Origin of the sequence: Microterricola pindariensis, from assembly GCF_002936985.1 — a bacterium.
In the GTDB taxonomy this organism is placed as follows: Bacteria; Actinomycetota; Actinomycetes; order Actinomycetales; family Microbacteriaceae; genus Microterricola; species Microterricola pindariensis.
The window spans coordinates 1-24,707 of the sequence record NZ_MPZN01000047.1 but is presented as its reverse complement, the minus strand read 5'-3'; the positions used below and the strand labels follow the sequence as shown (position 1 = coordinate 24,707).

At 68.6% G+C, this 24,707-nt stretch carries 30 protein-coding genes; 20 read left to right on the top strand and 10 right to left on the bottom strand.

The window, feature by feature from the left end; genetic code table 11:
• Nucleotides 1–27: 27 nt before the first annotated feature.
• The gene (locus GY24_RS12930; protein WP_104476406.1) at nt 28–738 is read right to left on the bottom strand and encodes a winged helix-turn-helix domain-containing protein; all 711 of its coding nucleotides are present in this window, start codon (nt 736–738) and stop codon (nt 28–30) included.
• A 388-nt stretch (nt 739–1,126) separates the two neighbouring features.
• Between GY24_RS12930 and GY24_RS17530 the strand changes: the two genes are divergently transcribed.
• Nucleotides 1,127–1,354 carry a hypothetical protein gene (locus GY24_RS17530; protein ID WP_133161190.1) on the top strand — a complete coding sequence of 76 codons (228 nt, stop codon included), beginning with the start codon at nt 1,127–1,129 and terminating at the stop codon, nt 1,352–1,354.
• Between the two features lie 32 nt (nt 1,355–1,386).
• Here GY24_RS17530 and upp read toward each other — a convergent pair whose 3' ends face one another.
• Entirely contained in the window at nt 1,387–2,019 is a 633-nt protein-coding gene (upp, locus tag GY24_RS12925; RefSeq protein ID WP_083362618.1) for a uracil phosphoribosyltransferase, read from the bottom strand.
• A 63-nt stretch (nt 2,020–2,082) separates the two neighbouring features.
• Between upp and tadA the strand changes: the two genes are divergently transcribed.
• A complete protein-coding gene (gene tadA / locus GY24_RS12920) occupies nt 2,083–2,553 on the top strand; it encodes a tRNA adenosine(34) deaminase TadA (RefSeq protein WP_233279357.1) in 471 nt (156 codons plus the stop codon).
• A gap of 99 nt (nt 2,554–2,652) precedes the next feature.
• Here tadA and GY24_RS12915 read toward each other — a convergent pair whose 3' ends face one another.
• Both GY24_RS12915 and GY24_RS12910 read right to left on the bottom strand, forming a co-directional pair.
• Entirely contained in the window at nt 2,653–3,405 is a 753-nt protein-coding gene (locus GY24_RS12915) for a glutamine amidotransferase (RefSeq protein WP_104476404.1), read from the bottom strand.
• Between the two features lie 2 nt (nt 3,406–3,407).
• Nucleotides 3,408–4,376: a cation diffusion facilitator family transporter gene (locus tag GY24_RS12910; RefSeq protein ID WP_083362621.1), complete on the bottom strand. Its 969-nt coding sequence runs from the start codon at nt 4,374–4,376 to the stop codon at nt 3,408–3,410.
• A gap of 22 nt (nt 4,377–4,398) precedes the next feature.
• Between GY24_RS12910 and proC the strand changes: the two genes are divergently transcribed.
• Entirely contained in the window at nt 4,399–5,238 is an 840-nt protein-coding gene (gene proC, locus GY24_RS12905) for a pyrroline-5-carboxylate reductase (protein ID WP_104476402.1), read from the top strand.
• A gap of 68 nt (nt 5,239–5,306) precedes the next feature.
• On the opposite strand, the gene GY24_RS12900 is transcribed toward proC, so the two are convergent.
• The 4 genes from GY24_RS12900 to GY24_RS12885 form a co-directional block, all read right to left on the bottom strand.
• The gene (locus GY24_RS12900; protein WP_104476400.1) at nt 5,307–6,029 is read right to left on the bottom strand and encodes a TIGR00645 family protein; all 723 of its coding nucleotides are present in this window, start codon (nt 6,027–6,029) and stop codon (nt 5,307–5,309) included.
• A complete protein-coding gene (locus GY24_RS12895) occupies nt 6,026–6,667 on the bottom strand; it encodes a TIGR00645 family protein (protein WP_202972946.1) in 642 nt (213 codons plus the stop codon). Before GY24_RS12895 ends, GY24_RS12900 begins: the two co-directional genes overlap by 4 nt.
• Before the next feature lie 100 nt (nt 6,668–6,767).
• Nucleotides 6,768–7,439: a potassium channel family protein gene (locus tag GY24_RS12890; protein WP_083362624.1), complete on the bottom strand. Its 672-nt coding sequence runs from the start codon at nt 7,437–7,439 to the stop codon at nt 6,768–6,770.
• On the bottom strand, nt 7,432–8,862 hold the full coding sequence (locus GY24_RS12885) for a TrkH family potassium uptake protein (RefSeq protein ID WP_193953581.1): 1,431 nt from the start codon (nt 8,860–8,862) through the stop codon (nt 7,432–7,434). Before GY24_RS12885 ends, GY24_RS12890 begins: the two co-directional genes overlap by 8 nt.
• 88 nt (nt 8,863–8,950) lie before the next feature.
• Here GY24_RS12885 and GY24_RS12880 point away from each other — a divergent pair, with 88 nt between their 5' ends.
• The 5 genes from GY24_RS12880 (at nt 8,951) to GY24_RS12860 (ending at nt 10,672) form a co-directional block, all read left to right on the top strand.
• Nucleotides 8,951–9,397, top strand: a complete 447-nt coding sequence (locus GY24_RS12880; RefSeq protein WP_083362626.1) for an ArsR/SmtB family transcription factor — start codon at nt 8,951–8,953, stop codon at nt 9,395–9,397.
• 171 nt (nt 9,398–9,568) lie between these two features.
• Nucleotides 9,569–9,763 (top strand): helix-turn-helix domain-containing protein, encoded by a 195-nt coding sequence (locus GY24_RS12875; RefSeq protein ID WP_083362627.1) that lies wholly within the window; start codon nt 9,569–9,571, stop codon nt 9,761–9,763.
• 90 nt (nt 9,764–9,853) lie between these two features.
• Nucleotides 9,854–9,952 carry a 30S ribosomal protein bS22 gene (locus GY24_RS12870; protein WP_003792170.1) on the top strand — a complete coding sequence of 33 codons (99 nt, stop codon included), beginning with the start codon at nt 9,854–9,856 and terminating at the stop codon, nt 9,950–9,952.
• 145 nt (nt 9,953–10,097) lie between these two features.
• Nucleotides 10,098–10,367 (top strand): glutaredoxin family protein, encoded by a 270-nt coding sequence (locus GY24_RS12865; RefSeq protein WP_104476396.1) that lies wholly within the window; start codon nt 10,098–10,100, stop codon nt 10,365–10,367.
• On the top strand, nt 10,364–10,672 hold the full coding sequence (locus GY24_RS12860) for a Dabb family protein (RefSeq protein WP_104476394.1): 309 nt from the start codon (nt 10,364–10,366) through the stop codon (nt 10,670–10,672). Before GY24_RS12865 ends, GY24_RS12860 begins: the two co-directional genes overlap by 4 nt.
• Before the next feature lie 66 nt (nt 10,673–10,738).
• Here the strand turns inward: GY24_RS12860 and GY24_RS12855 are convergent, their stop codons facing one another.
• Nucleotides 10,739–11,128 carry an SHOCT domain-containing protein gene (locus tag GY24_RS12855; protein ID WP_083362630.1) on the bottom strand — a complete coding sequence of 130 codons (390 nt, stop codon included), beginning with the start codon at nt 11,126–11,128 and terminating at the stop codon, nt 10,739–10,741.
• A 253-nt stretch (nt 11,129–11,381) separates the two neighbouring features.
• Between GY24_RS12855 and GY24_RS12850 the strand changes: the two genes are divergently transcribed.
• The 7 genes from GY24_RS12850 (at nt 11,382) to GY24_RS12820 (ending at nt 19,664) form a co-directional block, all read left to right on the top strand.
• Entirely contained in the window at nt 11,382–13,727 is a 2,346-nt protein-coding gene (locus GY24_RS12850; RefSeq protein WP_104476392.1) for an arylsulfatase, read from the top strand.
• A gap of 95 nt (nt 13,728–13,822) precedes the next feature.
• Nucleotides 13,823–14,770 carry an HAD family hydrolase gene (locus tag GY24_RS12845; protein WP_104476390.1) on the top strand — a complete coding sequence of 316 codons (948 nt, stop codon included), beginning with the start codon at nt 13,823–13,825 and terminating at the stop codon, nt 14,768–14,770.
• Nucleotides 14,771–14,790: 20 nt separating this feature from the next.
• A complete protein-coding gene (locus GY24_RS12840; RefSeq protein ID WP_104476388.1) occupies nt 14,791–16,422 on the top strand; it encodes a SulP family inorganic anion transporter in 1,632 nt (543 codons plus the stop codon).
• A gap of 4 nt (nt 16,423–16,426) precedes the next feature.
• Entirely contained in the window at nt 16,427–17,257 is an 831-nt protein-coding gene (locus tag GY24_RS12835; protein WP_104476386.1) for a mechanosensitive ion channel family protein, read from the top strand.
• Entirely contained in the window at nt 17,257–18,570 is a 1,314-nt protein-coding gene (locus GY24_RS12830) for an ion channel protein (RefSeq protein WP_104476384.1), read from the top strand. Before GY24_RS12835 ends, GY24_RS12830 begins: the two co-directional genes overlap by 1 nt.
• A gap of 28 nt (nt 18,571–18,598) precedes the next feature.
• Complete coding sequence (locus tag GY24_RS12825; protein ID WP_104476382.1) at nt 18,599–19,270, top strand: GAP family protein; 672 nt, start codon at nt 18,599–18,601, stop codon at nt 19,268–19,270.
• Nucleotides 19,271–19,310: 40 nt separating this feature from the next.
• Entirely contained in the window at nt 19,311–19,664 is a 354-nt protein-coding gene (locus GY24_RS12820; RefSeq protein ID WP_104476379.1) for a heavy-metal-associated domain-containing protein, read from the top strand.
• A gap of 112 nt (nt 19,665–19,776) precedes the next feature.
• On the opposite strand, the gene aspS is transcribed toward GY24_RS12820, so the two are convergent.
• Entirely contained in the window at nt 19,777–21,156 is a 1,380-nt protein-coding gene (gene aspS, locus GY24_RS12815) for an aspartate--tRNA(Asn) ligase (protein WP_104476377.1), read from the bottom strand.
• A 78-nt stretch (nt 21,157–21,234) separates the two neighbouring features.
• Between aspS and GY24_RS12810 the strand changes: the two genes are divergently transcribed.
• From GY24_RS12810 to GY24_RS12790, 5 genes are all read left to right on the top strand, one after another.
• The gene (locus tag GY24_RS12810; RefSeq protein WP_104476375.1) at nt 21,235–21,948 is read left to right on the top strand and encodes a hypothetical protein; all 714 of its coding nucleotides are present in this window, start codon (nt 21,235–21,237) and stop codon (nt 21,946–21,948) included.
• A 62-nt stretch (nt 21,949–22,010) separates the two neighbouring features.
• Nucleotides 22,011–22,664, top strand: coding sequence for a histidine phosphatase family protein (locus GY24_RS12805; RefSeq protein ID WP_104476373.1), 654 nt, complete (start codon nt 22,011–22,013; stop codon nt 22,662–22,664).
• Nucleotides 22,664–23,272, top strand: coding sequence for a TlpA family protein disulfide reductase (locus GY24_RS12800; protein ID WP_083362641.1), 609 nt, complete (start codon nt 22,664–22,666; stop codon nt 23,270–23,272). Before GY24_RS12805 ends, GY24_RS12800 begins: the two co-directional genes overlap by 1 nt.
• Before the next feature lie 4 nt (nt 23,273–23,276).
• Nucleotides 23,277–24,023, top strand: coding sequence for a cytochrome c biogenesis CcdA family protein (locus tag GY24_RS12795; RefSeq protein WP_104476371.1), 747 nt, complete (start codon nt 23,277–23,279; stop codon nt 24,021–24,023).
• Nucleotides 24,007–24,707, top strand: a 701-nt coding sequence (locus GY24_RS12790; RefSeq protein ID WP_145958842.1) for a cytochrome c biogenesis protein ResB, incomplete at its 3' end; no start/stop codon positions are given. The genes GY24_RS12795 and GY24_RS12790, both read left to right, overlap by 17 nt.

Genomic DNA, 24,707 nt, shown 5'->3' with positions numbered 1-24,707 from the left:
CATGCGCGCGTACCAGTCCCTCCGGCTCTAGAAGAAGTCGGGGCTGGGGGTCGAGGCCTGGTGGATCGACACGTCGGCGTGACGGTCGAAGCGGTAGCCGATGCCGCGCACGGTGCGCACGATGTCCTCGTAACCGCCGAGCTTCGAGCGCAGGCGGCGCACGTGCACGTCGATGGTGCGCTCGTTGGGCGCCTCGTCCTCGTCGGCGTTCCAGAGCGAGCCGATGAGCTCGGCGCGGTCGATGGTGCGGCCCTCGCGCAGCACCAGGTACTGCAGCAGCTCGAACTCCTTGTAGGTGAGCGCGGCGGGGTCGCCGTCGAGCAGCACACGCTTGCGGCTGATGTCGACGATCACGCCGGCCGGGTGCCGGTCGGCATCCGACTCGTCGAGCTGGCGGTGCTTGGCCAGGGCGGCCGGGTCCTGCAGTGCGAGGCGAACGACGTCGACGTCGCGGCCGCCGGAGCCCTGCGGGGCCAGCGCGACGGCGGCGTAGGTCTGGGAGCTGGGGGCAATCTCGGCGGCGAGCTCCTTGAGGGCCTCGACCAGGCGGTGCAGGCTGGTGCCCTCCGCGGCGGCCTTGGCCTCGTCGAGCCCGACGTACAGCACGAAGCCGCGGGCCTCGGTGCCCTCCGGCACGGCGCGGATGCGCGGGGCGGGGGCGGCGGCGGGCGCCGGGGCGAGCGAGAGCTCAGCGCGGGCGGAGGAACGGGGAGCGGGGGAGAGCTGTGCAATCGACATGGGGTGTCCTTCTGATGATGTGAGAAGCGTGGAACCCCGCGCGGACGCGCTCACCGCGGCCCTGTGGAGGGCCCAGCGGGTCGGCGTTCATTGGCGACCTGAGGGTTCGAGAACGAAGCAGCGAAGCTGCGGGTGAAGCGGCGTCAGAGGCCGTCACCGGTGCGAAGCGCTCCGTGTGCGGGGCTTCGGGAGTTCGACCGATCGGGGGCGTGGCCCGGTCAGAGCGTTCTCGACTGTGGTTCGCGGGTCAGCGGCACATTCGACAGAACGAAGCGTTACCACCGGGCATCATCATCCCGGTAGTCCTCTGTGCCTCGAAGGAGGTCAGGGGGTGAGCGTTCGTTGTCATGGCTGTAGTTAAGCGAGTGTTACGCCGGGTGTCAATTCAGTGACCGAAAATGACGCGCTGCGGCACGCATGGTGTGCGGTGCGCACCGGGCGAGGCGGCATGATCCATGACAATGAGGGCATCTGCGAAAGAATCGACGATGAAATGCGAATTCGTCGGATTTTCGTGACCCGTATCACGTTCGGCGCGTTGCACGGCGAAGAAGCTGCATTGCGACGGAAACGCCGCCGCCCGGCCTGGCGGTGCGCAGGCTGGACGGCGGCGTGAACGGATGCCGCGGCATCCGTGAAAGGGGGTTCCTAGACGGTGCCGTACAGGCGGTCGCCGGCGTCGCCGAGGCCCGGCACGATGTAGCCGTGCTCGTTGAGGCGCTCGTCGAGGGCGCCGAGCACGATGGTGATCTCGCGGCCGGCCATGGCCTTCTCGACGGCCTCCAGGCCCTCGGGGGTGCCGAGGATGCAGATCGCCGTGACGTCCTTGGCGCCGCGCTGGAACAGGAACTCGATGGCCGCGGCCAGGGAGCCGCCGGTGGCCAGCATCGGGTCGAGCACGAAGCACTGGCGGTCGGAGAGGTCGTCGGGCAGGCGCTCGGCGTAGGTGGTCGGCTCGAGGGTCTCCTCGTCGCGGGCCATGCCGAGGAAGCCGACCTCTGCGGTGGGGACGAGCTTGACCATGCCCTCGAGCATGCCGAGGCCGGCGCGCAGGATCGGAACGATCAGCGGCTTGGGGTCGCCAATGCGCACACCCTGGGTCTCGGCGACGGGCGTCTGGATGGTGACCGGCTCGACCCGCACATTGCGGGTGCCCTCGTAGGCGAGGAGCGTCATGAGCTCTTCGGTGAGTGAGCGGAACACCGGTGATGAGGTGTTCTTGTCGCGCAGCACCGTCAGCTTGTGCGTGATGAGCGGGTGGTCTGCAACGTGTACTCGCATAGGCTCAATCTTAGTTCGACCGCGCCCCGGAATGAGGCGAAAATGGCCGTCCGGGAGGAGAACATGAGCCAGCAGGCACTGCACAGCGAGTGGATGCGGCGCGCCATCGCCGAGGCGAGGGGCGCGCTGGCCACCGGCGACGTGCCGGTCGGGGCGGTTCTGCTCGATGAAGCGGGCTCCGTGATCGCCACCGGTCGCAACGAGCGGGAGCTGCTGAGCGACCCGACCGCGCACGCCGAGATCGTGGCGATGCGGGCGGCGACCGCGGCGCGGCGCGACTGGCGGCTCGAGGGCTGCACGCTCGTGGTCACTCTGGAGCCCTGCGTGATGTGCGCCGGCGCGATCCTCGCGGCCCGGCTGCCGGTCGTCGTCTTCGGCGCCTGGGACGAGAAGGCCGGGGCGTCCGGCTCTGTCTACGACGTGCTGCGCGACCGCAGGCTGCAGCACCGCGTCGAGGTGTTCGCCGGCGTGGAGGAGGCCGAGTGCGCGGCGCTGCTCACCGAGTTCTTCGCCGACCCGGCCCGCCGGCCCTAGCTGCCGCGCGGGCTGGCCTCCTCGACCAGCGGGAGAGGGGCCTCCCCGTTGGCTCGAGGGAGCGCCAGCGACCGAAGCCAACAGCGCCCGATGCCGGCACTACTCGGCGATGCCGTCGAGGTACTCGCTGAACAGTCGGCGCGAGGCCTGCTGCATCGTGGCGTTGTAGCGCTCGTTCTCGGCCCGCAGCGTGTCCGCGTCGACGCCCTCAGCTGCGAGTGCCTCCGCGCTGTCCTCGAGCCAGCGCTCGTGCATCTCCGGCGTCACCTCGGGGTGAAACTGCACGGCCAGCGCCCAGTTGCCGATGCCGAACGCCTCGTTGCGGTACTCCGGCGAACCGGCCAGCCGGGTCACGCCCTCCGGCAGCTCGAAGGTGTCGCTGTGCCACTGCATCACGGGAACCCCGGCGATGTGGCGCACCGGCGAGCTGGCACCCTCGACGGTGGGCTCGACGCTGCGGTAACCGATCTCGTTGCTCGGGCCCTTGTAGACCGTGCTGCCGAGCGACTCCGCCATCAGCTGCGCGCCGAGGCAGACACCGAAGACCGGGCGCTCAGCCGCGATCCGGGCGCGAATCAGGGCGATCTCCTCGACGAGGTAGGGGTGCTCCGCGCTCTCATACACGCCCATGTCGCCGCCGAGCACGACGACCAGGTCGGCCGCGGCCGGGTCGACGGCCGAGAAGTCGGCGCCCGGGGTGTCCAGCACCGTCAGCGCGTAGCCGTGCTCCCGCAGCACCGGCTCCAGGTTGCCGAGGTGGATCGTCTCGTCGTGCCGCAGCACGAGCGCCGTGCGCAGCCGGTCGCCGGCGCCTGCGTCATCCCGCGTCGGAGAGCTGTTCTGGGAGGCCATGGCTACTCGAGGCCCTTGATCACGATGGTGTCGGTCGGCGGATTGGGGCCGTTGAACTTGGAGAAGACGTCGGGCTCCAGGTAGATCACCCGGGCGGTCGGCACGGCCACGCGGATGCGGGCCTCGATCGCGTCGATGTCGTGTGCGACGTCGGAGAAGCGCTTGCCCGCCGGGAAGGCGATCTTGGCGCCGACCAGCAGCTCCTCCGGGCCGAGGTAGAGCGTCTTCATGTGGATGATGCCCTCGTGCTCGGTGCCGGCCATGATCGCGTCCTCGATGGCGGCGGCATCCGCGGGGTTCGCGCCCTCGCCCACGAGCAGGCTCTTGGTCTCGATTCCGAGCACAACGGCGACGGCTATGAGCAGGAGGCCGATGAACAGGGTGCCGATGGCGTCGTAGAGGCCGTCGCCGGTGATCGCGGTGAGGCCGACGCCGATGAGGGCGAAGACGAGGCCGCAGAGGGCCGCGACGTCCTCGAGCAGCACGACGGGCAGCTCGGGGGCCTTGGAGTGGCGGATGAACGCCACCCAGCCCTGCTTGCCGCGCACGTGGTTGCTCTCGCGCACGGCGGTGCGCAGCGAGAACGACTCGAGCACGATCGCGATGAGCAGCACGACGATCGGCAGCCACCACCAGGCCGGGTCGAGCGGATGCGGGTCCTGCAGCTTGCTGACGCCCTCATAGAGCGAGAACACGCCACCGACGGAGAACAGGATGATCGACACGACGAAGGCGTAGACGTAGCGTTCGCGTCCGAAGCCGAAGGGGTGCTCCGCGTTCGCCTTGCGCTTGGCCTTGCGCCCACCGAGCAGCAGGAGCAGCTGGTTGCCGGCATCGGCGACGGAGTGCACGCCCTCGGCGAGCATCGAGGAGGAGCCCGAGAGGGCGGCCGCGATGAATTTGGTGATGGCGATACCCGTATTAGCGAGGAAGGCCGCGATGATCGCCTTGTTTCCACCCGATGCACTCATGGGGTAATCCTAGGATGGTGGCGTGACCACTACACACCTGCCTGCAATCACGTTCCTCGGCGCCGGATCGATGGCGGGTGCCGTCATCGCGGGGCTGCTGAAGCCAGAGGTCGTCGTCGCCGGCGGCATCCGCACCACCAACCGAACGGCCGCACGGGCTGCCGAGTCCGCCGCGCTGGAGGGCGTCACGGCGTTCGCGACGGAGGAAGACCCCGAGGCGAACCGCGCCGCGGTGCGCGGCGCGCAGATCGTCGTGGTCGCGGTGAAGCCCGCGATGGTGCCCGACCTGCTCCGCGAGATCGCCGACGCGCTCGATCCGGGCACCCTCGTCATCAGCGTCGCCGCCGGCGTCACGATCGCGACCTTCGAGTCGCTGCTCCCGGAGTCTGTCGCCGTGATCCGCTCCATGCCGAACACCCCGGCCGTCGTCGGGCGGGCCGTCACCGGGCTCGCCGCCGGCGCCCGCGCCTCCGCCGAGCAGCTGGCGCTCGCCGTGGCCCTGTTCGAGACCGTCGGCTCGGTGCTGGTCATCCCCGAGGAGCAGATCGACCCGCTCAGCACGATCTCGGGCTCCGGGCCCGCCTACGTCTTCTACCTGATCGAGCAGCTCACGGCCACGGCCGTGGCGAAGGGGTTCACCCCGGAGCAGGCCGCGCTCATGGTGAACGACACCTTCCTCGGCGCGAGCGAGCTGCTCGCGGCATCCGGCGAGAGCCCGGCCGAGCTGCGCCGCCGCGTCACCAGCCCGAAGGGCACCACCGAGCGGGCCATTGCCGTGCTCGAGCGGGCCGGCCTGAGCGCCCTGTTCGACGAGGCGACGGATGCCGCGCTCGCCCGCGCCCGCGAGCTCGCCGCCGGCTAGCCGCTCCGCGGCACCCGAGCACAGAAAACGGCCTGGCGGTGCACCGCCAGGCCGTTTCGTGGTGCGCTCTAGGAGCGGGGCGAGGAATCGACGAGCTCGGGGCCGCCGACGGCCGCTTCGAGTTCCGCGATCTCCCGGGCTCCGGCGTCGGGGCCCTCGTGGAGGATCCCGAGCTTGCGCTCCTTGATCATGAGGCGGCGGCTGCGGGCCGCGTCCTTGTTGTGCCAGCGGTCGATCCAGGCCAGGCCGAGGGCGGAGAGGATGAAGATGGTGTGGATGGCGACCTGCCAGAGCACGCCGGCCTCCGAGTAGACCTCGCCGGTCAGGTTCTCCACCTCCTCGGCGCCGAGGTCGTTCACCTCGATGAACGTCTTCAGGAGGTGAATCGAGGAGATGCCGATGATCGACATTGCGAGCTTCGTCTTGAGGACGTTTGAGTTGACGTGGGAGAGCCACTCCGGGCGATCCCGGCTGTCCTCGAGGTTCAGCTTCGAGACGAAGGTCTCGTAGCCGCCGATGATCACCATGATGAGCAGGTTGGCGATCATCACCACGTCGATGAGCCCGAGCACCCCGAGCATGACGACGGCCTGCTCCGCCTTCCGCGGGTCGGTCACGACGTGCTCGGCGAGGTGCCAGAGCTCGCCCATGAACTGGAGCACGTAGAGCAGCTGGGCGACGATGAGGCCGAGGTAGAGCGGGGCCTGCAGCCAGCGGCTGAGGAAGATCAGGCTGCCGACCGAGTTCGTCCAGCGGGATCCGATTGTGGGGGTGGGGGTTGCCGGGTTCATCGGATTCCTGCCTCGGTCTCTTCGATTACAAGTTCGCGTTCTTCAAATTCGGCCATCGCGCCCCAGCGGTCGATCCAGGCGAGGCTGATCGCGGAGACGATGAAGATCGTGTGGATGATCGACTGCCAGAGCACGCCGGATACGGTGTACGTCTCGGTGGCGCCGTGCCCCGAGCCGCCGAGGTTGGAGACCTCGATGAAGGTCTTCAGCAGGTGGATGGACGAGATGCCGACGATCGACATCGCGAGCTTCGTCTTCAGCACGTTCGCGTTGACGGTGCTCAGCCACTCCGGCCGGTCCTGGGACTCGCCGGTGTCGATCTTGGACACGAACGTCTCGTAGCCGCCGACCACGACCATGATCACGAGGTTCGCGACCATGACGACGTCGATCAGCCCGAGCACCCCGAGCATCACCGTGTTCGCGTCGATGTCCATCGGGTCGGAGAGCACCGCGTCGCTCATGCCGATCAGCTCGTTGATGAACACGGCGGCGTAGAGCCCCTGTGCGACGATCAGGCCCAGGTAGAGCGGCGCCTGCAGCCAGCGGCTGAGGAAGATGAGGTAGCCGATGGCGTTCGCCCATTGGGCGAGGGGGTTTTTGAAACGGGAAGTTTTGGGGCCTTGTCGTGCGTTCACTTACCCAATTATGAGCGCATTTTCCCCAGCTAACGCACAGTTAATACATGGCTAACGCTCAGCGAAAGGCTGCCGATAGTCAGCCCTAGGCGGCCCGTTCTCAGGTGCCGAGGGCCGCGAAACGCTCGAGGTCGCCCTCGGTTCCGGAGGCGATGATGAGGTCGTGGTTGGAGATCACGGTGTCGGCCGTCGCGTAGGTGAACGGGCGGCCGGGGCTCTTCACGCCGACGACGGTGATGCGGTGTTTGGTGCGCACACCGGAGTCGGTCAGCGACTTGCCGCGGATCGGCTTCGGCGGGTACATCTTCACGAGGGCGAAGTCGTCGTCGAACTCGATGAAGTCGAGCATGCGGCCGCTCACCAGGTGGGCGGTGCGCTCGCCGGCCTCCGCCTCGGGGTAGATCACGTGGTTGGCGCCGATGCGCTCCAAGATCTTGCCGTGCGACTGCGAGATGGCCTTCGCCCAGATCTGCGGGATGCCGAGGTCGACGAGGTTGGCGGTGATCAGCACGCTGGCCTCGACCGAGGAGCCGACGGCGCAGACGGCGACCGAGAAGTCCTGCGCGCCGATCTGACGCAGCGCGTCGATCGAGCGGGCGTCCGCCTGCACGGCGTGCGTCACGCGCTCCGCCCACTTCTGCACGAGGGCGGCGCTGTCGTCGACGACGAGCACCTCGCGGCCGAGCCGGTCGAGCTGGCCGGCCGTGGCCGCGCCGAAGCGGCCGAGGCCGATCACGAGCACCGGGGCGTCGTGTCTATTGCGATCAACCAACGATGGGCCTCTCCTCTGGGCGTTTGAACAGCTGGCGGCGCTCGCTGGATGCCAGGGCTGCCGCGAGTGTCACTGTACCAATCCGGCCCATGAACATCGTGGCGGCCATGATGTAGACGCCCTCCGGCGGCAGCTCGGCGGTGAGCCCCGTCGAGAGCCCACAGGTGGCGAAGGCCGAGATCACGTCGAACAGCACGTAGTCGAACGGTGCCTTCGTGATCTGCAGGATGGCGATGCTGGAGACGGCGACGATGGTGGCGCCCCAGAGCACGACGCTGACGGCGAGGCGCAGGATGTCGCGCGGGATGCGGCGGCCGAACGCCTCCATCGACTCGTTGCCCCTGGCCTCGGCGAAGGCGGCCAGGAACAGGACGGCCAGCGTGGTGACCTTGATGCCGCCGGCGGTGGACGCGGAGCCGCCGCCGATGAACATGAGCATGTCGCTGACGAGCAGGCTGGAGCCGTGCAGGTCGGCGATGTTGATCGTGGCGAAACCGCCGGAGCGCGTCATCACCGAGAGGAAGAAGGCCTGGAAGATCGTCTCTGCCGCGCCGTGGCCGCCGAAGGTCTTGGGGTTGTCGAACTCGAGCAGGATGTAGAGCAGGCCGCCGGCGGCCAGCAGCAGGCCGAACGTCACGAGCGTCAGCTTGACGTGCACCGACCAGCGGCGGGGGCGCCGCCAGCCGCGCACCAGGGCGTAGATCACCGGGAAGCCGATGGCGCCCAGGATGACGCCCACCATCAGTGCCGAGAGGAAGAAGTAGTCGTCGGCCCACGGTGTCAGGCCCGCTGGGTTGGGGTTGAAGCCCGTGTTGGTGAAGGCCATGGCCGCGTAGTAGAGGCTGTGCCAGGCGGCCTCGCCCGCCTGCACGCCGACGGCAAGCATGCGGGGGAACAGCATCAGCGCCACGACGGCCTCGATGACGAGGGCGCTCACCGCCACGGTCGCGAGCAGGTTGCCCACCTCGCCGAGGCGCACCGTCTGGCCCTCATTGACCGGGCCGACGTGGATGCGGGACGGGTTGGTGTCGCTGGCCGCCAGCAGTTTGGCGCGCAGCCCGAGGCGGCGCGAGATGACCATGCCGAGGATCGAGGCCAGCGTCAACACGCCGATGCCGCCGACGTTGACACCGATGAACACGAGCACGTCGCCGAAGTCCGACCAGTGCGTGGCCATGTTCACCGTGGAGAGGCCCGTGACGCAGATGACCGAGACGGCGGTGAACAGGGCATCCGGCAGCGCGGTGACCTGCCCGTTCTCGGCCGCAATCGGCAGCGAGAAGAGCAGCGTGAACAGCATGACGAGCGCGGTGAAGATGGCGATCGCGAAGCGCGACGGGGAGTGGCCCGCGAAGTGGTCGACACCGTCGCGGATACGCCCGGGTACGGAGCTCAACCTGAGCGGTGCACGCAGTTGGCGCATCGCCATACCGATCTATTCCTCTCCGCCGGACACGCGCTGTGTCGAATGGTCATGGTACTCCCCACAGGGAGTGACTAGCCTTGATCCCATGGCGGACATCTTTGACGTGGTAGCAGACCCGACCCGACGCGACATTTTGGGCATCCTGTTGGCGAAGCACAACACCCGCTCAGATGCGGCGGGCGAGATCAGCGTCTCGGAGATCGTCGCGGAGCTCGGGCTCAGCCAGCCGACCGTCTCCAAGCACCTCAAGGTGCTGCGTGAGGCCCGCCTGGTTGCCGTGCGCGAGGAGGGCCAGCACCGCTACTACCACCTCGACCACGCCCCGCTGGAAGCGATCGAGGACTGGCTGATCCCATTTCTGAGCGTCGACTTCGACGCTGTCGTGCGCGAGGGTGACTTCGCGGATGCCGGCCTCAAGGACGAGCAGCGGGCGTTCGCGACCGCGATCGGCAAGGCGTTCGCCGACACCTCCGTGAAGGTCAGCTCCGTGGTGAAGGATGTCGCCCCCAAGAAGTGGCGCCGCTACGAGTAGTGCCGCGCTGCACCTCCGCGGAGTGAGCCGGGCGAAATCCCGGCCCTAGACAAGTGTGCGCCCGCGGCCTAGAGTTTCGTCACCTGCACGCGTCACTCGAGTCACGCCTGTCACACGCGCACCGTGCAGCGAGGGCCTACCCGGGGCCCGCCGGGCCGCGAGCGAGGAATCATGGCACAGGATCTTTCTGATGTGCGCTTCCTGACGGTCGCCGAAGTCGCCGCGATGATGCGGGTTTCCAAGATGACCGTGTACCGGCTGGTGCACGCCGGAAAACTGCCCGCCATCAGATTCGGACGTTCTTTTCGGGTGCCGGAATCCGCCGTTCAAGAGGCCGTTGAGCACCACGTCAGCGGTTCTGGGTGAACTTTCGGCAAGAGAACCCCGTCGAATCCGGTAGACTGGCCACTTAGTTTCGGCTGCACTCGCAGTCATCCAAAATCTTGTGAGGTTTGTGTGGGTTCTGTAATCAAGAAGCGCCGCAAGCGTATGGCGAAGAAGAAGCACCGTAAGTTGCTTCGTAAGACTCGCCACCAGCGTCGCAACAAGAAGTAAGCCGGAGAACTCGCCGCGTCCGCGCGGTGGGTCCTTCAGGCAGCGAGCGCTAGACCCCTGGGTCTAGCGCTTATTGCTGTTAAAGCGTCGATTCCTGCGCCCCGGCGGTCCGCTCGGCGTGTGGGGCCCGAGCTAGGCTGGAACGGTGACCACCCCCGTTCTGACGCTCATCGGCAAGCCCGGATGCCACCTCTGCGACGACGCGCGCGAGGTCGTGGCCGCGGTGCTGGCCGATCTGGCCACCGAGCATCCCGCCGACGCGATCGTGTTCGAGGAGAAGTCGATCCTTGACGATCCCGCCCTGCACGAGCGCTTCGTCGAGGAGATCCCGGTCGTGTTGATCAACGGCGCGGTGCACAACTACTGGCGCATCGACCCGGTGCGCCTCGCGAAGGCCCTGCAGGAGGCACAATGACCATCCGCCACATCGTGTCGTGGAGGCTCGCGGCGAGCGACCCCACGCTGAAGGCAGCGCAGGCCGCCGAGATCAAGGCCGGCCTGGAGGGCCTGCGCGGCCAGATCGACGGAATGAGCGCCATCGACGTCGGCCTCAACGTGCTGAATCCGGGCGCCAACTGGGATGTCGTGCTGATCGCCGACTACGCCGACGAGGCCGCGCTGGCCGGCTACCAGGTGCACCCGGGGCACGTCGCCGTGGCCGGATTCATCAAGTCCGTCGTGGCCGAGCGCAGCTGCGTCGACTTCCAGCTCGACGCGTAGCGCCCGGCAACGGGAAACGCGCATGCCCCGGGGCCCGGGGCATGCGCGTTCTGCGTGTGTGAAGGCCTAGGCGAGCGCCTTGGCCTTCAGCGCGTCAAACTCGGCCTGCGTGATGGCGCCGGAGTCCAGCAGGGCCTTGGCCTTGTTGATCTCCTCGGCGGGGCTCGACGAGCTGGCAACCTGCTTGATGTACTGCTCGCTCGCGCGCTGCGCGGCGGCGACGTCCTTGGCCTGGCGCTCGGCCATGCCCTTGCCGCGGGCGATGAGGTACACCAGCGCGGTCAGGAACGGCAGGAAGATCAGGAAGATGATCCAGAGCGCCTTCCACCACCCGTTCAGCTTGTGGTCGCGGAACAGGTCGCCGATGATCGCGAAGATGGCGAACAGGTAGGCGATGAATGCGAATGCCCAGAAGAACGCCCACAGGACGTTCCAGAAGTTTTCCCAGATGCTCATTGACTCTTCCCCTCATCGTGCTGTGTGACGTTCCCGGTTGGAGGCCGCTGGGGACACGCTATCGCCGTTCTCCCAGCCAGCGGAAGTACATGACACGCTTTGCCCGCCACCGCCTCGAGAATCCTGCCGCCCTAGATTTTCGCGCGGGACCCGGTCTAGATTGTCGAACAGCGCGTCGCGCTGGCGGCGCCGCCAGTCCTGCAGTGCGCTGGCGGCCTCGCACCGGGAACTCGTGTGAGGTGGGGAGCGGCTCGTGGCCAAGGAATTCACCGGCAGCATCAAGCTGGACGTTCGGGACTCCGTCCCCGACTGGGAGGCCTTCCTGGGCTCCACCGCCCCGGTGGGCGCGCCGAATGTGCTCGTCGTGCTCTACGACGACACCGGCCAGGCGGCCTGGTCGCCCTACGGCGGTCGCATCAACATGCCCACGATGGACCGGCTCGCGGCCGACGGCCTCACCTACTCGCAGTGGCACACGACGGCGCTCTGCTCGCCGACCAGGTCGACGTTCCTGACCGGCCGGAATCACCATTCCAACGGCTTCGCGACGATCTCCGAGTCCTCGACGGGCTTCCCGGGGTACAACTCGCACATCCCGCCGGAGAACGCCACGATGGCGAATATCCTGCGCGACGCCGGATGGTCCACCTACTGGGTCGGCAAGAACCACAATGTGCCGATCGACGAGTGGACGGCCGGCGCCTCGAAGAAGAACTGGCCGCTCGGCCAGGGCTATGACCGTTTCTACGGCTTCATCGGGGGCGAGACCAACAACTGGTACCCGTCGCTCGCCGAGGACAACCACTACATCGATCAGCCGGCCCTGCCGGAGGACGGCTATCACCTCTCGAAGGACCTGGCCGATCAGGCGCTCAAGATGATCAGGGACTCGAAGCAGACGGAGCCGGACAAGCCCTGGTACCTGTGGTTCTGCCCCGGAGCCAACCACGCCCCGCACCACGCCCCGGACGAGTACATCGCCAAGTACAAGGGCATGTTCGACGATGGCTATGAGGCGTATCGCGACTGGGTTGTTCCCCGCATGATCGAACGTGGGCTCCTGCCGGCGGACACCGTCTTCGCCGACATCAACCCCATGCCGGAGGGCACCTACACCCAGACCGATGAGGTGCGCCCCTGGGCCGAGCTCAACGATGAGGAGAAGGCCATGTTCTCGCGCATGGCCGAGGTGTTCGCCGGATTCTCGGAGTACACCGACGCCCAGGTCGGCCGCATCATCGACTACCTCGAAGAGTCCGGGCAGCTCGAGAACACCATTGTGATCTATTGCGCCGACAACGGCTCATCGGGCGAGGGCAGCCCCAACGGCTCGGTCAATGAGGGCAAGGTCTTCGGTGGGTTCCCCGACGACGAGGCACAGAACCTCACCATGGTCGACAAACTCGGCAGCCCGGACACCTACAACCACTACCCGACAGGGTGGGCGATGGCCTTCTCCGCTCCCTATCGAATGTTCAAGCGCTACACCTACCAGGGCGGCGTGTGCGACCCGATGGTCATCCATTGGCCGGCCGGCATCAAGGCCAAGGGCGAGGTGCGCAACCAGTACCACCACTCCACCGACATCGTGGCGACCATCCTCGACGTCTGCGGCGTCGAGATGCCGAGCAGCTACAACGGTGTCGAGCAGAGCGCCCTCGACGGAGTCTCGATGCGCTACTCCTTCGACGCCTCGGCAGACGGGCCCACGAACAAGGAGACCCAGTACTACGAGATGCTGGGCAGTCGGGCGATCTGGCACAAGGGCTGGAAGGCCGTGGCCGAGCACGGACCGATGAGCGGCATGAGCGGCTTCGAGAACGATGTGTGGCAGCTCTTCCACACGGATGTCGACCGCTCGGAGGCACACGACCTGGCGGCACAGTTCCCCGAGAAGCTCGACGAGCTCAAGGCACTCTGGCTGAGCGAGGCGAAGGCCAACAAGGTGCTGCCGCTGAACGACCTGCAGATCATCGGCAACGCGAAGGACTACGAGACCTTCCTCGGCATGGAGTTCAAGGTTCCGGTGACGCCGAGCGGGCAGTACACCTACTACCCCGGCACGACGGAGATCCCCGAGCGCTCTGCGGCGAACGTGCATGGCGTCTCGTACAAGATCCTCGCCGAGGTCGACCTCACAACGGACACCGAGGGCGTCATCTTCGCCCACGGCTCGCGCTTCGGGGGGCACGCACTGTTCATCAAGGACGGGGAGGTCACGTATGCGTACAACTTCCTCGGCATCCCGCCAGAGGACCGCATCTCGGCGCCGCTGACCCTCACGGGCAAGCACGTGATCGGCGTGGAGTTCACCAAGGAGCGGATGGGGGAGTACCGGGAGGGCATCGGGCCGCTCAAGCTCTACATCGACGAGCGGCTCGTCGCCCAGCAGGAGATCCGCACGGTGCTCGGCCACTTCTCGCTCTGCGGCGAGGGCCTCTGCATCGGCTACGACAGCGGCGACGCCGTCTCCAGCGCTTACACGGGGTCGCGGTTCGAGTTCACCGGCGGAACGATCGAGAAGGTCGTGTTCGACATCGGCGACGACGTGTACGTCGACGTCGAGGCGCACCTGGCCGCGGCGTACGCCAGAGACTGAGCTGAGCTGAGCTGAGCCGAACTGAGCTGAACCGAGTTGAGCTGCGCGGCCCCGCCTGATCGGTCGGGGCCCGCGGGGTCGGAGGGGGTATTCGGATGCGGGACACGCTGAGATCGTGGGCGGAGACCCCGACGCGCCGGCGCATCGTCGACTTCGTCGAGCGGGTGAGCGGGGCCGGGCCGGGGGCGGTTCCACCCGCCGAGCGTGTGGCGGTCTTCGACAACGACGGAACGCTGTGGACGGAGAAGCCGATGCCGACGCAGCTGCACTACATCGTGCAGCAGTGGGCGGCCGCGGCGTCGGCGGACCCCGCACTGGCCGAGCGCCAGCCGTACGCGGCCGCGGTCGGGGGCGACTTCGGCTGGCTGAGCGCCGCCGTCGACAAGCACTATGCGGGCGACGACAGCGATCTGAAGCTGCTGATCGGGGCCATCCTCACCTCGACGGACGGCGTCGCCGTTCAGGACTACGAGAGGGCTGTCGCCGAGTTCTACCGCAGCGCGCGGCACCCAACCCTCGGCACGCCCTATCGCGGAGCCGTCTACCAGCCGATGATCGAGCTGCTGCGCTACCTGGAGGCGCACGGCTTCAGCTGCTACATCATCTCGGGCGGCGACCGGGACTTCATGCGACCGATCACGAGCGAGTACTACGGCATCCCGCCCGAGCGGGTGGTCGGCTCCGCGGTCGGGCTGAGCTATGACGCCGAGAGCGCCGAGGTGCGTTACGGGGCAGCCTTCGACTTCATGGATGACGGCCCGATGAAGCCGGTGCGCATCTGGACCAGGATCGGGCGCCGCCCGATCCTCGCCGCCGGCAACTCCAACGGCGACATCGAGATGCTGCGCTACGCCCAGGGCAGCCCGGACTCCCTCGCGCTGCTGATCCGCCACGACGACACCTCCGGGCGTGGCGATACGCCCTACGACTCCGGGGCGGAGCGGGCGCTCGCCGCGGCGGCCGAGCACGACTTCACCGTCGTCAGCGTGCGCGACGACTGGTCGAGCGTGTTCGTGCCGCAGGCCGCCGCGGGCACCGCGTGACGGGCCTGGGGAGCCGGCCCGTGACATCGACGCCGGGGCCGCGACCACCCGCGGAGAAGCGGCGCGACTGGTTCGCGCCGACGCTGCGAGGATACCGGCGCGAGTGGATCGGGCGCGACGTCATCGCGGGGCTCGCCGCCGGGGCGGTCGTCGTGCCGCAGGGGATGGCGTATGCCACCATCGCGAGCCTGCCCGTGCAGATCGGTCTGTACAGCTGCATGGTGCCGATGCTCGTGTACGCCCTGCTCGGCGGCTCCCGCGCGATGAGCGTCTCGACCACATCGACGATCGCCACCCTCACCGCGACGACGCTGGTGAGCGCCGGGGTGGCCGTCGGCTCGGATGACGCCGTGCGCGACCTGACGACGCTGACCCTGCTGGTCGGCGCCATCCTGCTGGCGGCCCGCCTGCTCCGGCTGGGCGCCATCGTCGAGAACATCAACAAGTCCACGATCCTCGGCATCCAGATCGGGGTGGGGGCGACCGTCGCCGTCGGGCAGCTGCCCACGCTGCTCGGCGTCGACAGCAACTTCACCGGGCACGGTTTCATCCGCTCGATCAATGCGGTGATCGTGGCGCTGCCCACCGTGAACGTTCCGACGCTCCTGCTCTCCGTCTGCTCGATCGCCGTGCTGTACGGGTTCAAGCGCTTCGCCCCGCGCATTCCGGGGCCGCTCATCGTGGTGGCCGGCGGCATCCTGCTCATCGCCTTCACCGGGGCGCGAGCGGCGGGGGTCTCGGTGATCGCGCCGGTGCCGCAGGGCCTGCCGCTGCCGAGCCTGCCGGTGCTCGGCGACATCGTGGACCTGATTCCCGGCGCGCTCGCCATCGCCGTGATGGCGTTCCTCGAGTCGGCGGCGGTGGCCCGCGGCATCCGCGCGGCCGGCGAGAAGCAGATCGACAGCAACCAGGAGCTGCTCGCCACCTCGGCCGCCAGCATCGCCGGGTCGTTCTTCTCCACGCTGCCGGCTGCGGGCGGCTTCTCGCAGAGCGCGGTGAACCTCGCCGCGGGGGCGCGCTCGCAGCTGTCGACGCTGGTGACCGTGGCGTTCGCGGTGCTCGTCGCGCTCTTCCTCGGGCCGGTGCTGAGCCTCTTGCCGGAGGCGACGCTGGCCTCGATGGTGTTCGTCGCCGTCATCGGGCTCATCGACGTGCCGGCGCTGCTGCGGCTGGCGCGGGTCAACCGCCCCGACTTCTGGACCGCGGTCGCCACCGCCGCCGTCGGCCTCACCGCCGGGCTGCTCCCGGCCGTCGCTGTCGGGGTCGCCCTGACCCTGCTGCTGATCCTCATCGAGCTCAGCAAGGTCAGGGTCACGGTGGGGGAGCGGCGCGGCCCGGTGCTCGCCGTCGTCGTGGGCGGGCCGCTGTACACCGCGAACGTGTTGGAGACCGAGCAGGCGGTGCTCGCAGCCGCCCTGGCCGCCGAGGGACTAGGCGCGGTGGTTCTCGACCTCGGCCGCATGGCAACGACGTCGGTCACCGTGCTCGACACGCTCGCCGACCTGGACAGGGAGCTGGCGTCGCAGGGGGTGCAGCTGCGCATTGCCGCCGTCCAGGATGCCGCCCTCCTGATTGCCCGGCGCACGAGCTGGTTCCGCGGGCTCGAGGCCGACGGTCGGGTGTTCGACAGCGTCGAGTCCGGGATGGGGTAACAGGATGGACGGCGGCGCGGTGAGCGACTTCTTCGGCTCCAGCGACATCAGCGGATGGGACCTGCTGATCGCGACGCTGGTGGTCATCGCGGGCTGGGTCGTCTCGATCTTCGTCAAGCGCGGTGTGACGGCGCTGCTCACCCGGACTCCGGGGATCTCGCCGGGCGCGACCCTGCTCATCGCGCGGATCGCGAAGTACGTGGTGATCCTGCTGGGCATCGGCATCGGGCTGAGCTTCCTCGGCGCCTCGGTGCAGCCGCTGCTCGCCATCGCGATCATCGTCGGGGTCGTCATCGCGCTCGCGCTGCGCGGCGTCGCCGACAACTTCGCGGCCGGCGTCGTGCTGCAGTCGCGGCATCCGATCAAGCCGGGCGACGAGATCGCCACCGACGACTACGTCGGCACCGTGCTCGAGCTCAACGGCCGCACGGTGATACTGCGCACCGTCGACGGGCGCACCGTGCACGTGCCCAACGGGCGGCTGCTGCAGGACCCGGTCGTCAACCACTCGCAGGCGGGTGCGCGCCGCAGCGAGGTGGAGGTGCGCGTTGCCGCGGGGGTGCTGCCGCCGGAACGGCTCGGCGAGGTGCTCTCCGCCGCGGCATCCGCGGTCGACGGGGTGCAGGCGACCGAACCGGCGCGGACCCTCATCGTCTCGGTCGAGCCACGGCGGATCACCGCCAGGGTGCAGTACTGGCACCATCCGATGCGCGGCGTCGCCGTCAGCTCTGCCGTCGTGACGGCGCTCGCCGCCGCGTGCGCAGAGCGCCAGCTAGCGGCCAGCGTCACCTCCGCGCTGCCCCCGCCTCCGCTGACACCTGCAGGGGAGCTCTGATGACCGCGTCGACCGATACACACGGCGAGCAGCCAGCGGGTGCGCCGTCCCCGCGGACGGCGCTCCTGCTCTCGATCCCGGCGATCCTGATCGGCCTCGTGACGGCCGTCGTGCTGATCGCCCTGACCGTGCTCGCCGACTGGCTGGAGACGCTCGTCTGGCAGGGGCTGCCCGGCCTTCTCGGCGTCGGCGACACCACCGGCTGGTGGACGATGGGCGTGCTCACGCTGACCGGGCTCATCGTCGGGCTGATCGTCTGGCTCGCGCCCGGTCACGCCGGGCCGGACCCGGCGACGACGGGCCTCGTGGCGCCGCCGCTCGCGATCGGCGTGCTTCCCGCCCTCGCCGCCGTGTTGGTGATCGGCGAGGCTGGCGGCGTGAGCCTCGGCCCGGAGAATCCGGTCATCGCGATCAACACCGCGCTGACCGTGGCCATCACGGCCAAGCTCTGGCCCCGGGTGCCCCTCCAGCTCGTGGTGCTGATGAGCGCCGCCGGCACGATCGGCGCACTGTTCGGGACGCCGGTCGGGGCGGCCCTGGTCCTCACCGGGATCGTGGGGATGACGAGCGGCGGCGGCGCACTCTGGGACAAACTCTTCCTGCCGCTCGTCTCGGCCGGGACCGGATCGCTGGTGATGGCGATCGCCGGTCGGCCCAACCTGTCCGTCGACGTGCCGGCTCTGGGCGCCCCCGAGCTGATCGACCTGGTGAGCGGCGTTGCCGTCGCGGCCGTCGCCGTGCTCCTCGGCCTCCTCGGCGTCTACCTCTTCCCGCTGCTGCACCGCCCCTTCCACCTCCTGCGCAACCCCGTGCTGCCGTTGACGATCGCGGGGTCGCTGCTCGGCGTCCTCGGCGTCCTCGGCGGCCCGGACACACTGTTCAAGGGCCTGACGGAGATGAAGGACCTCACGGCTAATGCCGCCGAGCTCAGCGTCGGACAGCTTGTGGCCGTGACGCTGATCAAGCTGGCCGCCCTCCTCATCGCCGCAACGGCCGGGTTCCGGGGCGGGCGGGTTTTTCCCGCCGCGTTCATCGGAGTTGCGGTCGGCCTGGTCGCCCATGCGGTGTTCGCCGGGATCCCGCCCAGCCTGGCGATCGCGTCCGGCGTGCTCGGCATGGTCCTGGTGGTCACCAGGGACGGCTGGCTCTCGTTGTTCATGGCGGTGACCGTGGTGGCCGACATCACGGTGCTGCCGCTGCTCTGCATCATCGTGCTGCCGATCTGGCTGATGGTCACCCGGCAACCGCCGATGCTGATCGGCAGCAGCACCCCGACGGCGGCGCCCGCCGGCCCGTCGACCCCACCCCACTGATGCGCGTTCCGCGCCACGAAGGAGCACCATGGGTCCAGTAATCGGCAACATCCTCCCGCTCGCGCTCGGCATTGCGATCAGCCCGATCCCGATCATCGCCGCGATCCTCATGCTGCTCTCGCCCCGGGCGCGCAGCACCAGCGTCGGGTTCCTGCTCGGCTGGGTGCTCGGCATCATCGTCGCCGTCGGCGTGTTCACCCTGCTCTCCAGCGTGCTGCCGGAGAAGGACCCGGATGCCTCCCAGCCGATCGCCGGGTGGATCAAGATCGCGATCGGCGCGCTGTTGCTGCTGCTCGCCCTCAAGCAGTGGCGCGGCCGACCGAGGGAGGGCGAGGAGGCGGCCCTGCCCGGGTGGATGTCGGCCATCGACTCGATGACCGCGGTGCGCGCCGCCGGGCTCGGCTTCGTGCTCTCGGCGGTGAATCCGAAGAACCTGCTGATGGCCGCCGGCGCCGGCGTCATCGTCGGCAGCGCGGGCCTCGATGGCGGCGCGATCGTGCTCAGCCTCGCGATCTTCGTCGTGATCGCCGCGGCATCCGTCGCCGTGCCGGTGATTGCCTACCTCGTCGCGGCCCCGGCGATGGAGGCGCCGCTCGAGCGGCTGCGCGTCTGGCTGCAGCAGAACAACTCCACGGTGATGGCCGTGCTGCTGCTGGTGATCGGCGTCGTCATGGTCGGCAAGGGGATCGCGAGTTTCTGAGCCGTTGCACCGACGTACCCCCCGGGGGTACCATGGGGGCATGACGAACACCACGACTTCTGACCTGAACCCGACCGACCTGGGCCTCACGAGCATCTCGGAGGGCGGCAGCTGCTGCGGCGGCGGGGGCTGCGGCAGCAGCAGCGAGGCGGTCGTCGAGCCGCTCGAGGAGGCGGCGGCATCCGTCAGCACCGAGCTGCAGGTGGCCGGCATGACCTGCGGGCACTGCGTGACGAGCGTCACCGCCGAGCTCAGCGCCCTGCCCGGGGTCACCGGCGTCGCCGTGGCGCTCGTCGCGGGCGGCCTCTCGACCGTCACCGTGCAGAGCGAGGCCCCGCTGGCGGTGGATTCCGTCGCGGCCGCGATCGACGAGGCCGGCTACGCGCTGGCCTGAGCAGCGCCGCCCCACAACGCACCGCCCCACAATGCACCGAGCGGGGGCTTCCGCACAGTCCCGGTGATGGACACTGTGCGGAAGCCCCCGCTCGTTCTCGTTCTGCTGGGGCCTACGGCTCCAGGCGGGTCGGGCCGCGGAAGAGGTAGGTGACCTCGCGGATCGACGCCTGGTGCAGCATGAGCATCAGCACGCGGGCCAGGCCCATGCCGAATCCGCCGTGCGGCGGCACGCCGTAGCGGAAGAAGTCGAGGTAGGTGCCCAGCTCCTCCGGGTCCATGCCCTTGTCCTCGGCCTGCGCGACGAGCACGTCGATGCGGTGCTCGCGCTGGGCGCCGGTGGAGATCTCGGTGCCGTTGAACAGCAGGTCGTAGCTGTTGGTCAGGCTCGGGTCGCCCTCGTGGCGCATGTGGTAGAACGGGCGGATGCTGGACGCGTAGTCGGTGATGAACACGAACTCGTGGCCGAGCTTCTCGGCGACGTACGCCGAGATCTGGCGCTCGCCCTCCGGGTCCATGTCGTCGTCGGCGCGGGGGATCTCGTAGCCGCGCTCGGCGACGATCTGCTTCGCCTCGGCGAGCGGGATGCGCGGGAACGGGCGCGAGGGCACCGTGATCTCGACGTCGAACAGCTCCTTGATCGCGTCGCCGTGCTTGGCCTTGACGGCCGTGAAGCCGGCGACGAGGAGCTCCTCGTGCAGGTTCATCACGTCTTCGTGCGAGTCGATCCAGCTGATCTCGGTGTCGACGCTGGTGAACTCGGTGGCGTGGCGGCTGGTGAAGGAGTGGTCTGCGCGGAAGGCCGGGCCGACCTCGAAGATCTTGCCGAAGCCGGCTGACTGCGCCATCTGCTTGTAGAACTGCGGGCTCTGCGCCAGGTACGCCTTGCCCTCGAAGTACTCGACCTCGAACAGCTCGGCGCGCGACTCGCTCGCCGACGCCATCAGCTTCGGCGTCTGGATCTCGATGAAGTCGTTGTCGACCCAGTACTCGCGCATGGCGTGCAGGAAGGTGGTCTGGATCTTGAAGATGAGGTTCTGCTTGGGGTGGCGCAGGTCGAGGAAGCGCCAGTCCATGCGCTTGTCGAGGCCCGAGTCGGTGGCGATCGGGGTCTCGGCGATGGCCTCGGTCACAACGGTGAGGCTCTCGATCTTGACCTCGAGGCCGCCGAGCTTGACGCGCTCGTCCTGCTTCAGCTGCCCGGTCACGGTGATGAAGGAACCGTTGGCGAGGTCCGAGATCGCCTCCGTGGTGGCCAGGCGGGCCTCGGCTGCCGCCAGCTCCTCGCCCTCGAGCGCCACGGTGCCTGCTTCGGCATCCGTCACCGGGAGGGCGCGCAGGGCCGGGTTCACCAGCTGGGCTGCTCCGGATTCATCGCGCAGCACGATGAACTGCACCTTCTTCTGGTCGCGCACGGTATCGACCCAGCCAGACACCGTAACGGGGCCGTCGGCCAGGGCGGAAAGGTCCTTGATCAATACACGAGAAGTCACGCGGTCAATCCTACCTTCGGTGCTCTGCCCTCAGAACTGACGGCGAGACGCAGAGGCGTCTCCGAGTTAGCATCAGCCATGAAGAAGCCCGCTGCGGTGCTTGTCATCGCCTCATTCCTCGCCCTGGCCTTGGCCAGCTGCGCCGCCCCGGCCGCGCAAGTTCCGAACACGCTGGAGCCGACCGAATCGAGCGCCGCAGCTGCGCCGGAGCTCACAGCTGCGCCGGAGCCCACAGCCGCGCCGGCACCGCGCGCGGCCAGCGTCACGGTTTCCGTCGAGGGCATCGCGATTCTGGCGGATGACGGAGCGACCCTGGCCGAGTTCGGCTACTTCGACGCCGATGCCGCCCCGGCGATCGCCGCACTGAGCGAGGCCTTCGGCGCGGAACCCGTGGTGACGCACCGGGATGCCGTCACCCACTTCGCCGCGGCCGACGAGCTGAACTGGGGCGGATTTGAACTCATCGACCTCGACACGGAGACGAGCTTCCCCGAGTTCCCCAACTACATGGTGCGGATCGGCACGGCAGACAGCGGCGGGGTGGCGATTGCCAGCACCGACGGCGTGCACGTCGGCATGACGGGCACTGAGGTCGGGGCACACTCATACCGAGACTGGATCGACACGGGCAGCGGCACCGAGCAGGCGATGTTCCTGCTCGAACAGCAGCCCGTCGAGGGCGAGTTCTACCCGGACTATGAGCCGGCCGCCCTCGCGGTGGGCGTCACCGCGTCCTCGCCGGACGGCGTCGTCGAGCGGATCATGGCGCCGATCGCGAACTGGGGGAGCTGAGCGAGCGCGCACACAGGAAGGCGGGGCAGATTCACAGCATGCCCCTCCGTAGACTTGAGCCCGTGGTAGCCAGACAGATCCACCTCGTCCGTCACGGAGAGGTGCACAATCCCGAGCGCGTGCTGTACGGGCGCCTTCCGGGGTATCGGCTTTCCGAACTCGGCCAGGAGATGGCCGCCGCTGCCGCCGCCGATCTGGCCGGCCGCGGCATCCGCTACTCGGCCCTCTACGCCTCACCCCTGCAGCGCACACAGGAGTCGGCCGCGCCCGTCGCGGCCGCGCTGAACCTGCCCGTGCAGCTGGAGCCGCGCATCATCGAGCCGGCGAACCACTTCGAGGGCAAGCGGATGCGCGAGGCGCTGAAGCAGCCCGCCAACTGGCCGGCACTCGTCAACCCGCTGCGCCCGAGCTGGGGAGAGGCGTACAAATCGATCGCCGCCCGCATGGTCGCCGCCATGAACGACGCCTGGGAGACCGCGGCGCTTCTGCCCGACGGCACCGAGGGCGACATTGTGATGGTCAGCCACCAGCTGCCCATCTGGACCACCCACAACTTCCTGGCCGGCGACCGGCTCTGGCACGACCCGCGGCAACGCCGCTGCGCGCTCTCCAGCATCACCAGCTTCAGCCGCTTCGGCGGCACCTTCGTGGAGACCGGCTACACCGAGCCGGCCGCATCGATCGCGGCGCATGCCGTGGACCTGGGAGCCGTGTGATGGCAGTTTTCACCCGTAAGCGACTGCTCGGAGCCGTGGCGGTCGCCGTGGCATCCGTCGCCCTGCTGGCCGGCTGCTCGAACGACCCGCTCGCCGAGCAGTACCGCGAGGGAAGCAACAAGAACTACATCTCCGGCACCGGCGTCGTGAAGGAGATCGCGCTGGAGAACCGCGGCGAGGCAATCGACTTCGAGGCGCAGGACTTCGCCGGCGAGACGGTCTCCTCCGAGGACTTCCGCGGCGAGGTGCTCGTGGTGAACTTCTGGTACGCCAGCTGCGCGCCCTGCCGGGCCGAGGCGCCCACCCTCGAGGCGGTGAACCAGCAGTTCGCCGGCCAGGGGGCCAGTCTGCTCGGTGTGAACGTGCGCGACCAGGTCGACACGGCGCGCGCCTTCGAGGAGACCTACGGCGTGACGTACTCGTCGATCGCCGACATCAACGACGGCAGCATGCAGCAGGCCTTCGGCAACGAGGTGCCGCCGAACGCCGTGCCGACGACGCTGGTGCTCGACCAAGAGGGGCGCGTCGCCGCTCGGATCCTCGGCCAGATCAAGGACGAGTCGATCCTGCGCACCCTCGTGCGGGACACCATCGCCGAGGCCGAGTAACACCGTGGGCGAGATCGTTTTCAGCGGGCAGTTGCTGCTCGCGATCCCGATCGCGATTCTGGCCGGCCTGGTCTCCTTCCTCTCTCCCTGCGTGCTGCCGCTCGTGCCCGGCTACCTGGGCTACATCGGCGGGCTCACCGAGATCCCCGCCGACAAGGACGAGGCCCGCGCGGTGCGCCGCCGCCTGCTGCTCGGCGTCTCGCTGTTCGTGCTCGGCTTCACCGTCGTCTTCGTCGCCTACGGCGCCCTGTTCGGGGCGCTCGGCCTGTGGTTGGCGGCCAACGAGACGCTCATCATCCAGATTCTCGGCGTCTTCGTCATCCTGATGGGACTCGTCTTCATCGGCCAGTTCACCTTCCTGCAGCGCACCATCAAGCCGTCCTGGAAGCCCGTCACCGGCATCGCCGGCGCACCCCTGCTTGGCCTGGTATTCGGCCTCGGCTGGACGCCGTGCATCGGCCCGACGCTGGCCGTCGTGATGAGCCTGAGCACGGATGCCGGTTCCGCCGGCCGCGGCGCCCTGCTCGGCCTCGCCTACTGCATCGGCCTCGGCGTGCCGTTCCTGCTCGTGACGCTCGGCCTCAGCTGGGTCACTGGATCGGTTGCATTCTTCAGACGGCATATTCGTGCCGTCAACATCATCGGAGGTGCACTGCTCATCGCGATCGGTGTGCTCATGGTCTCGGGTCTCTGGACTCTGTGGATCTACCAGCTCGCAGGAGGGATTGGCAGCTTTGTCCCGGCCATCTGATTACGTTGACGCCGGCGCGCCGAATCGCGCGCCACAGGGTGAGATCAACCAGCCCCAGCTCGGATTCGTCGGCTGGTTGCGCTGGTTCTGGCGCCAGCTCACCAGCATGCGCACCGCGCTGTTCCTGCTGCTGCTGCTCGCCATCGCCGCCGTTCCGGGCAGCCTCGTGCCGCAGCGCTCGAGCGACCCGAACGGCGTCACCCAGTACTTCAACGACAACCCCGACCTCGCGCCGGCCCTCGACAAGATCCAGGCCTTCGACGTCTACACCTCCGTCTGGTTCTCCAGCATCTACCTGCTGCTCTTCGTCTCGCTGATCGGCTGCGTGATCCCGCGCACCAAGCACCACCTGCAGGCGCTGCGCGCGAAGCCGCCGAAGACGCCCGCCCGACTCTCGCGACTGGCCGGTTTCACCGCGCGCACCGTTCCGGCCGAGCAGGCCGACGCGGCATCCGCCATCGACTCGGCCCGCAGCCAGCTGAAGGCGGCCGGCTACCGCACCGCCCTGTTCGACGGCGTCGTCGGCGGCAAGCGCGAGTTCTCGGTCTCGGCCGAGCGCGGCTACCTGCGCGAGACCGGCAACCTGGTGTTCCACTCCGCACTCGTCGGCGTGCTCGTCACCGTCGGCTTCGGCGGCGGCTTCGGCTTCGCCGGCCAGCGCGTCGTCGTCGAGGGGCAGACCTT

Coding starts and splice junctions, on each gene's coding strand:
- GY24_RS12845 (WP_104476390.1), top strand. CDS start 13,823: ATGCGGGACACGCTGAGATCGTGGGCGGAGACCCCGACGCGCCGGCGC.
- GY24_RS12900 (WP_104476400.1), bottom strand. CDS start 6,029: ATGAACCCGGCAACCCCCACCCCCACAATCGGATCCCGCTGGACGAAC.
- GY24_RS12875 (WP_083362627.1), top strand. CDS start 9,569: ATGGCACAGGATCTTTCTGATGTGCGCTTCCTGACGGTCGCCGAAGTC.
- GY24_RS12930 (WP_104476406.1), bottom strand. CDS start 738: ATGTCGATTGCACAGCTCTCCCCCGCTCCCCGTTCCTCCGCCCGCGCT.
- GY24_RS12915 (WP_104476404.1), bottom strand. CDS start 3,405: ATGGCCTCCCAGAACAGCTCTCCGACGCGGGATGACGCAGGCGCCGGC.
- GY24_RS12830 (WP_104476384.1), top strand. CDS start 17,257: ATGACCGCGTCGACCGATACACACGGCGAGCAGCCAGCGGGTGCGCCG.
- GY24_RS12820 (WP_104476379.1), top strand. CDS start 19,311: ATGACGAACACCACGACTTCTGACCTGAACCCGACCGACCTGGGCCTC.
- GY24_RS12810 (WP_104476375.1), top strand. CDS start 21,235: ATGAAGAAGCCCGCTGCGGTGCTTGTCATCGCCTCATTCCTCGCCCTG.
- GY24_RS12825 (WP_104476382.1), top strand. CDS start 18,599: ATGGGTCCAGTAATCGGCAACATCCTCCCGCTCGCGCTCGGCATTGCG.
- GY24_RS12880 (WP_083362626.1), top strand. CDS start 8,951: ATGGCGGACATCTTTGACGTGGTAGCAGACCCGACCCGACGCGACATT.
- GY24_RS12835 (WP_104476386.1), top strand. CDS start 16,427: ATGGACGGCGGCGCGGTGAGCGACTTCTTCGGCTCCAGCGACATCAGC.
- GY24_RS12885 (WP_193953581.1), bottom strand. CDS start 8,862: ATGCGCCAACTGCGTGCACCGCTCAGGTTGAGCTCCGTACCCGGGCGT.
- GY24_RS12855 (WP_083362630.1), bottom strand. CDS start 11,128: ATGAGCATCTGGGAAAACTTCTGGAACGTCCTGTGGGCGTTCTTCTGG.
- tadA (WP_233279357.1), top strand. CDS start 2,083: ATGAGCCAGCAGGCACTGCACAGCGAGTGGATGCGGCGCGCCATCGCC.
- GY24_RS12800 (WP_083362641.1), top strand. CDS start 22,664: ATGGCAGTTTTCACCCGTAAGCGACTGCTCGGAGCCGTGGCGGTCGCC.
- GY24_RS12860 (WP_104476394.1), top strand. CDS start 10,364: ATGACCATCCGCCACATCGTGTCGTGGAGGCTCGCGGCGAGCGACCCC.
- GY24_RS12910 (WP_083362621.1), bottom strand. CDS start 4,376: ATGAGTGCATCGGGTGGAAACAAGGCGATCATCGCGGCCTTCCTCGCT.
- upp (WP_083362618.1), bottom strand. CDS start 2,019: ATGCGAGTACACGTTGCAGACCACCCGCTCATCACGCACAAGCTGACG.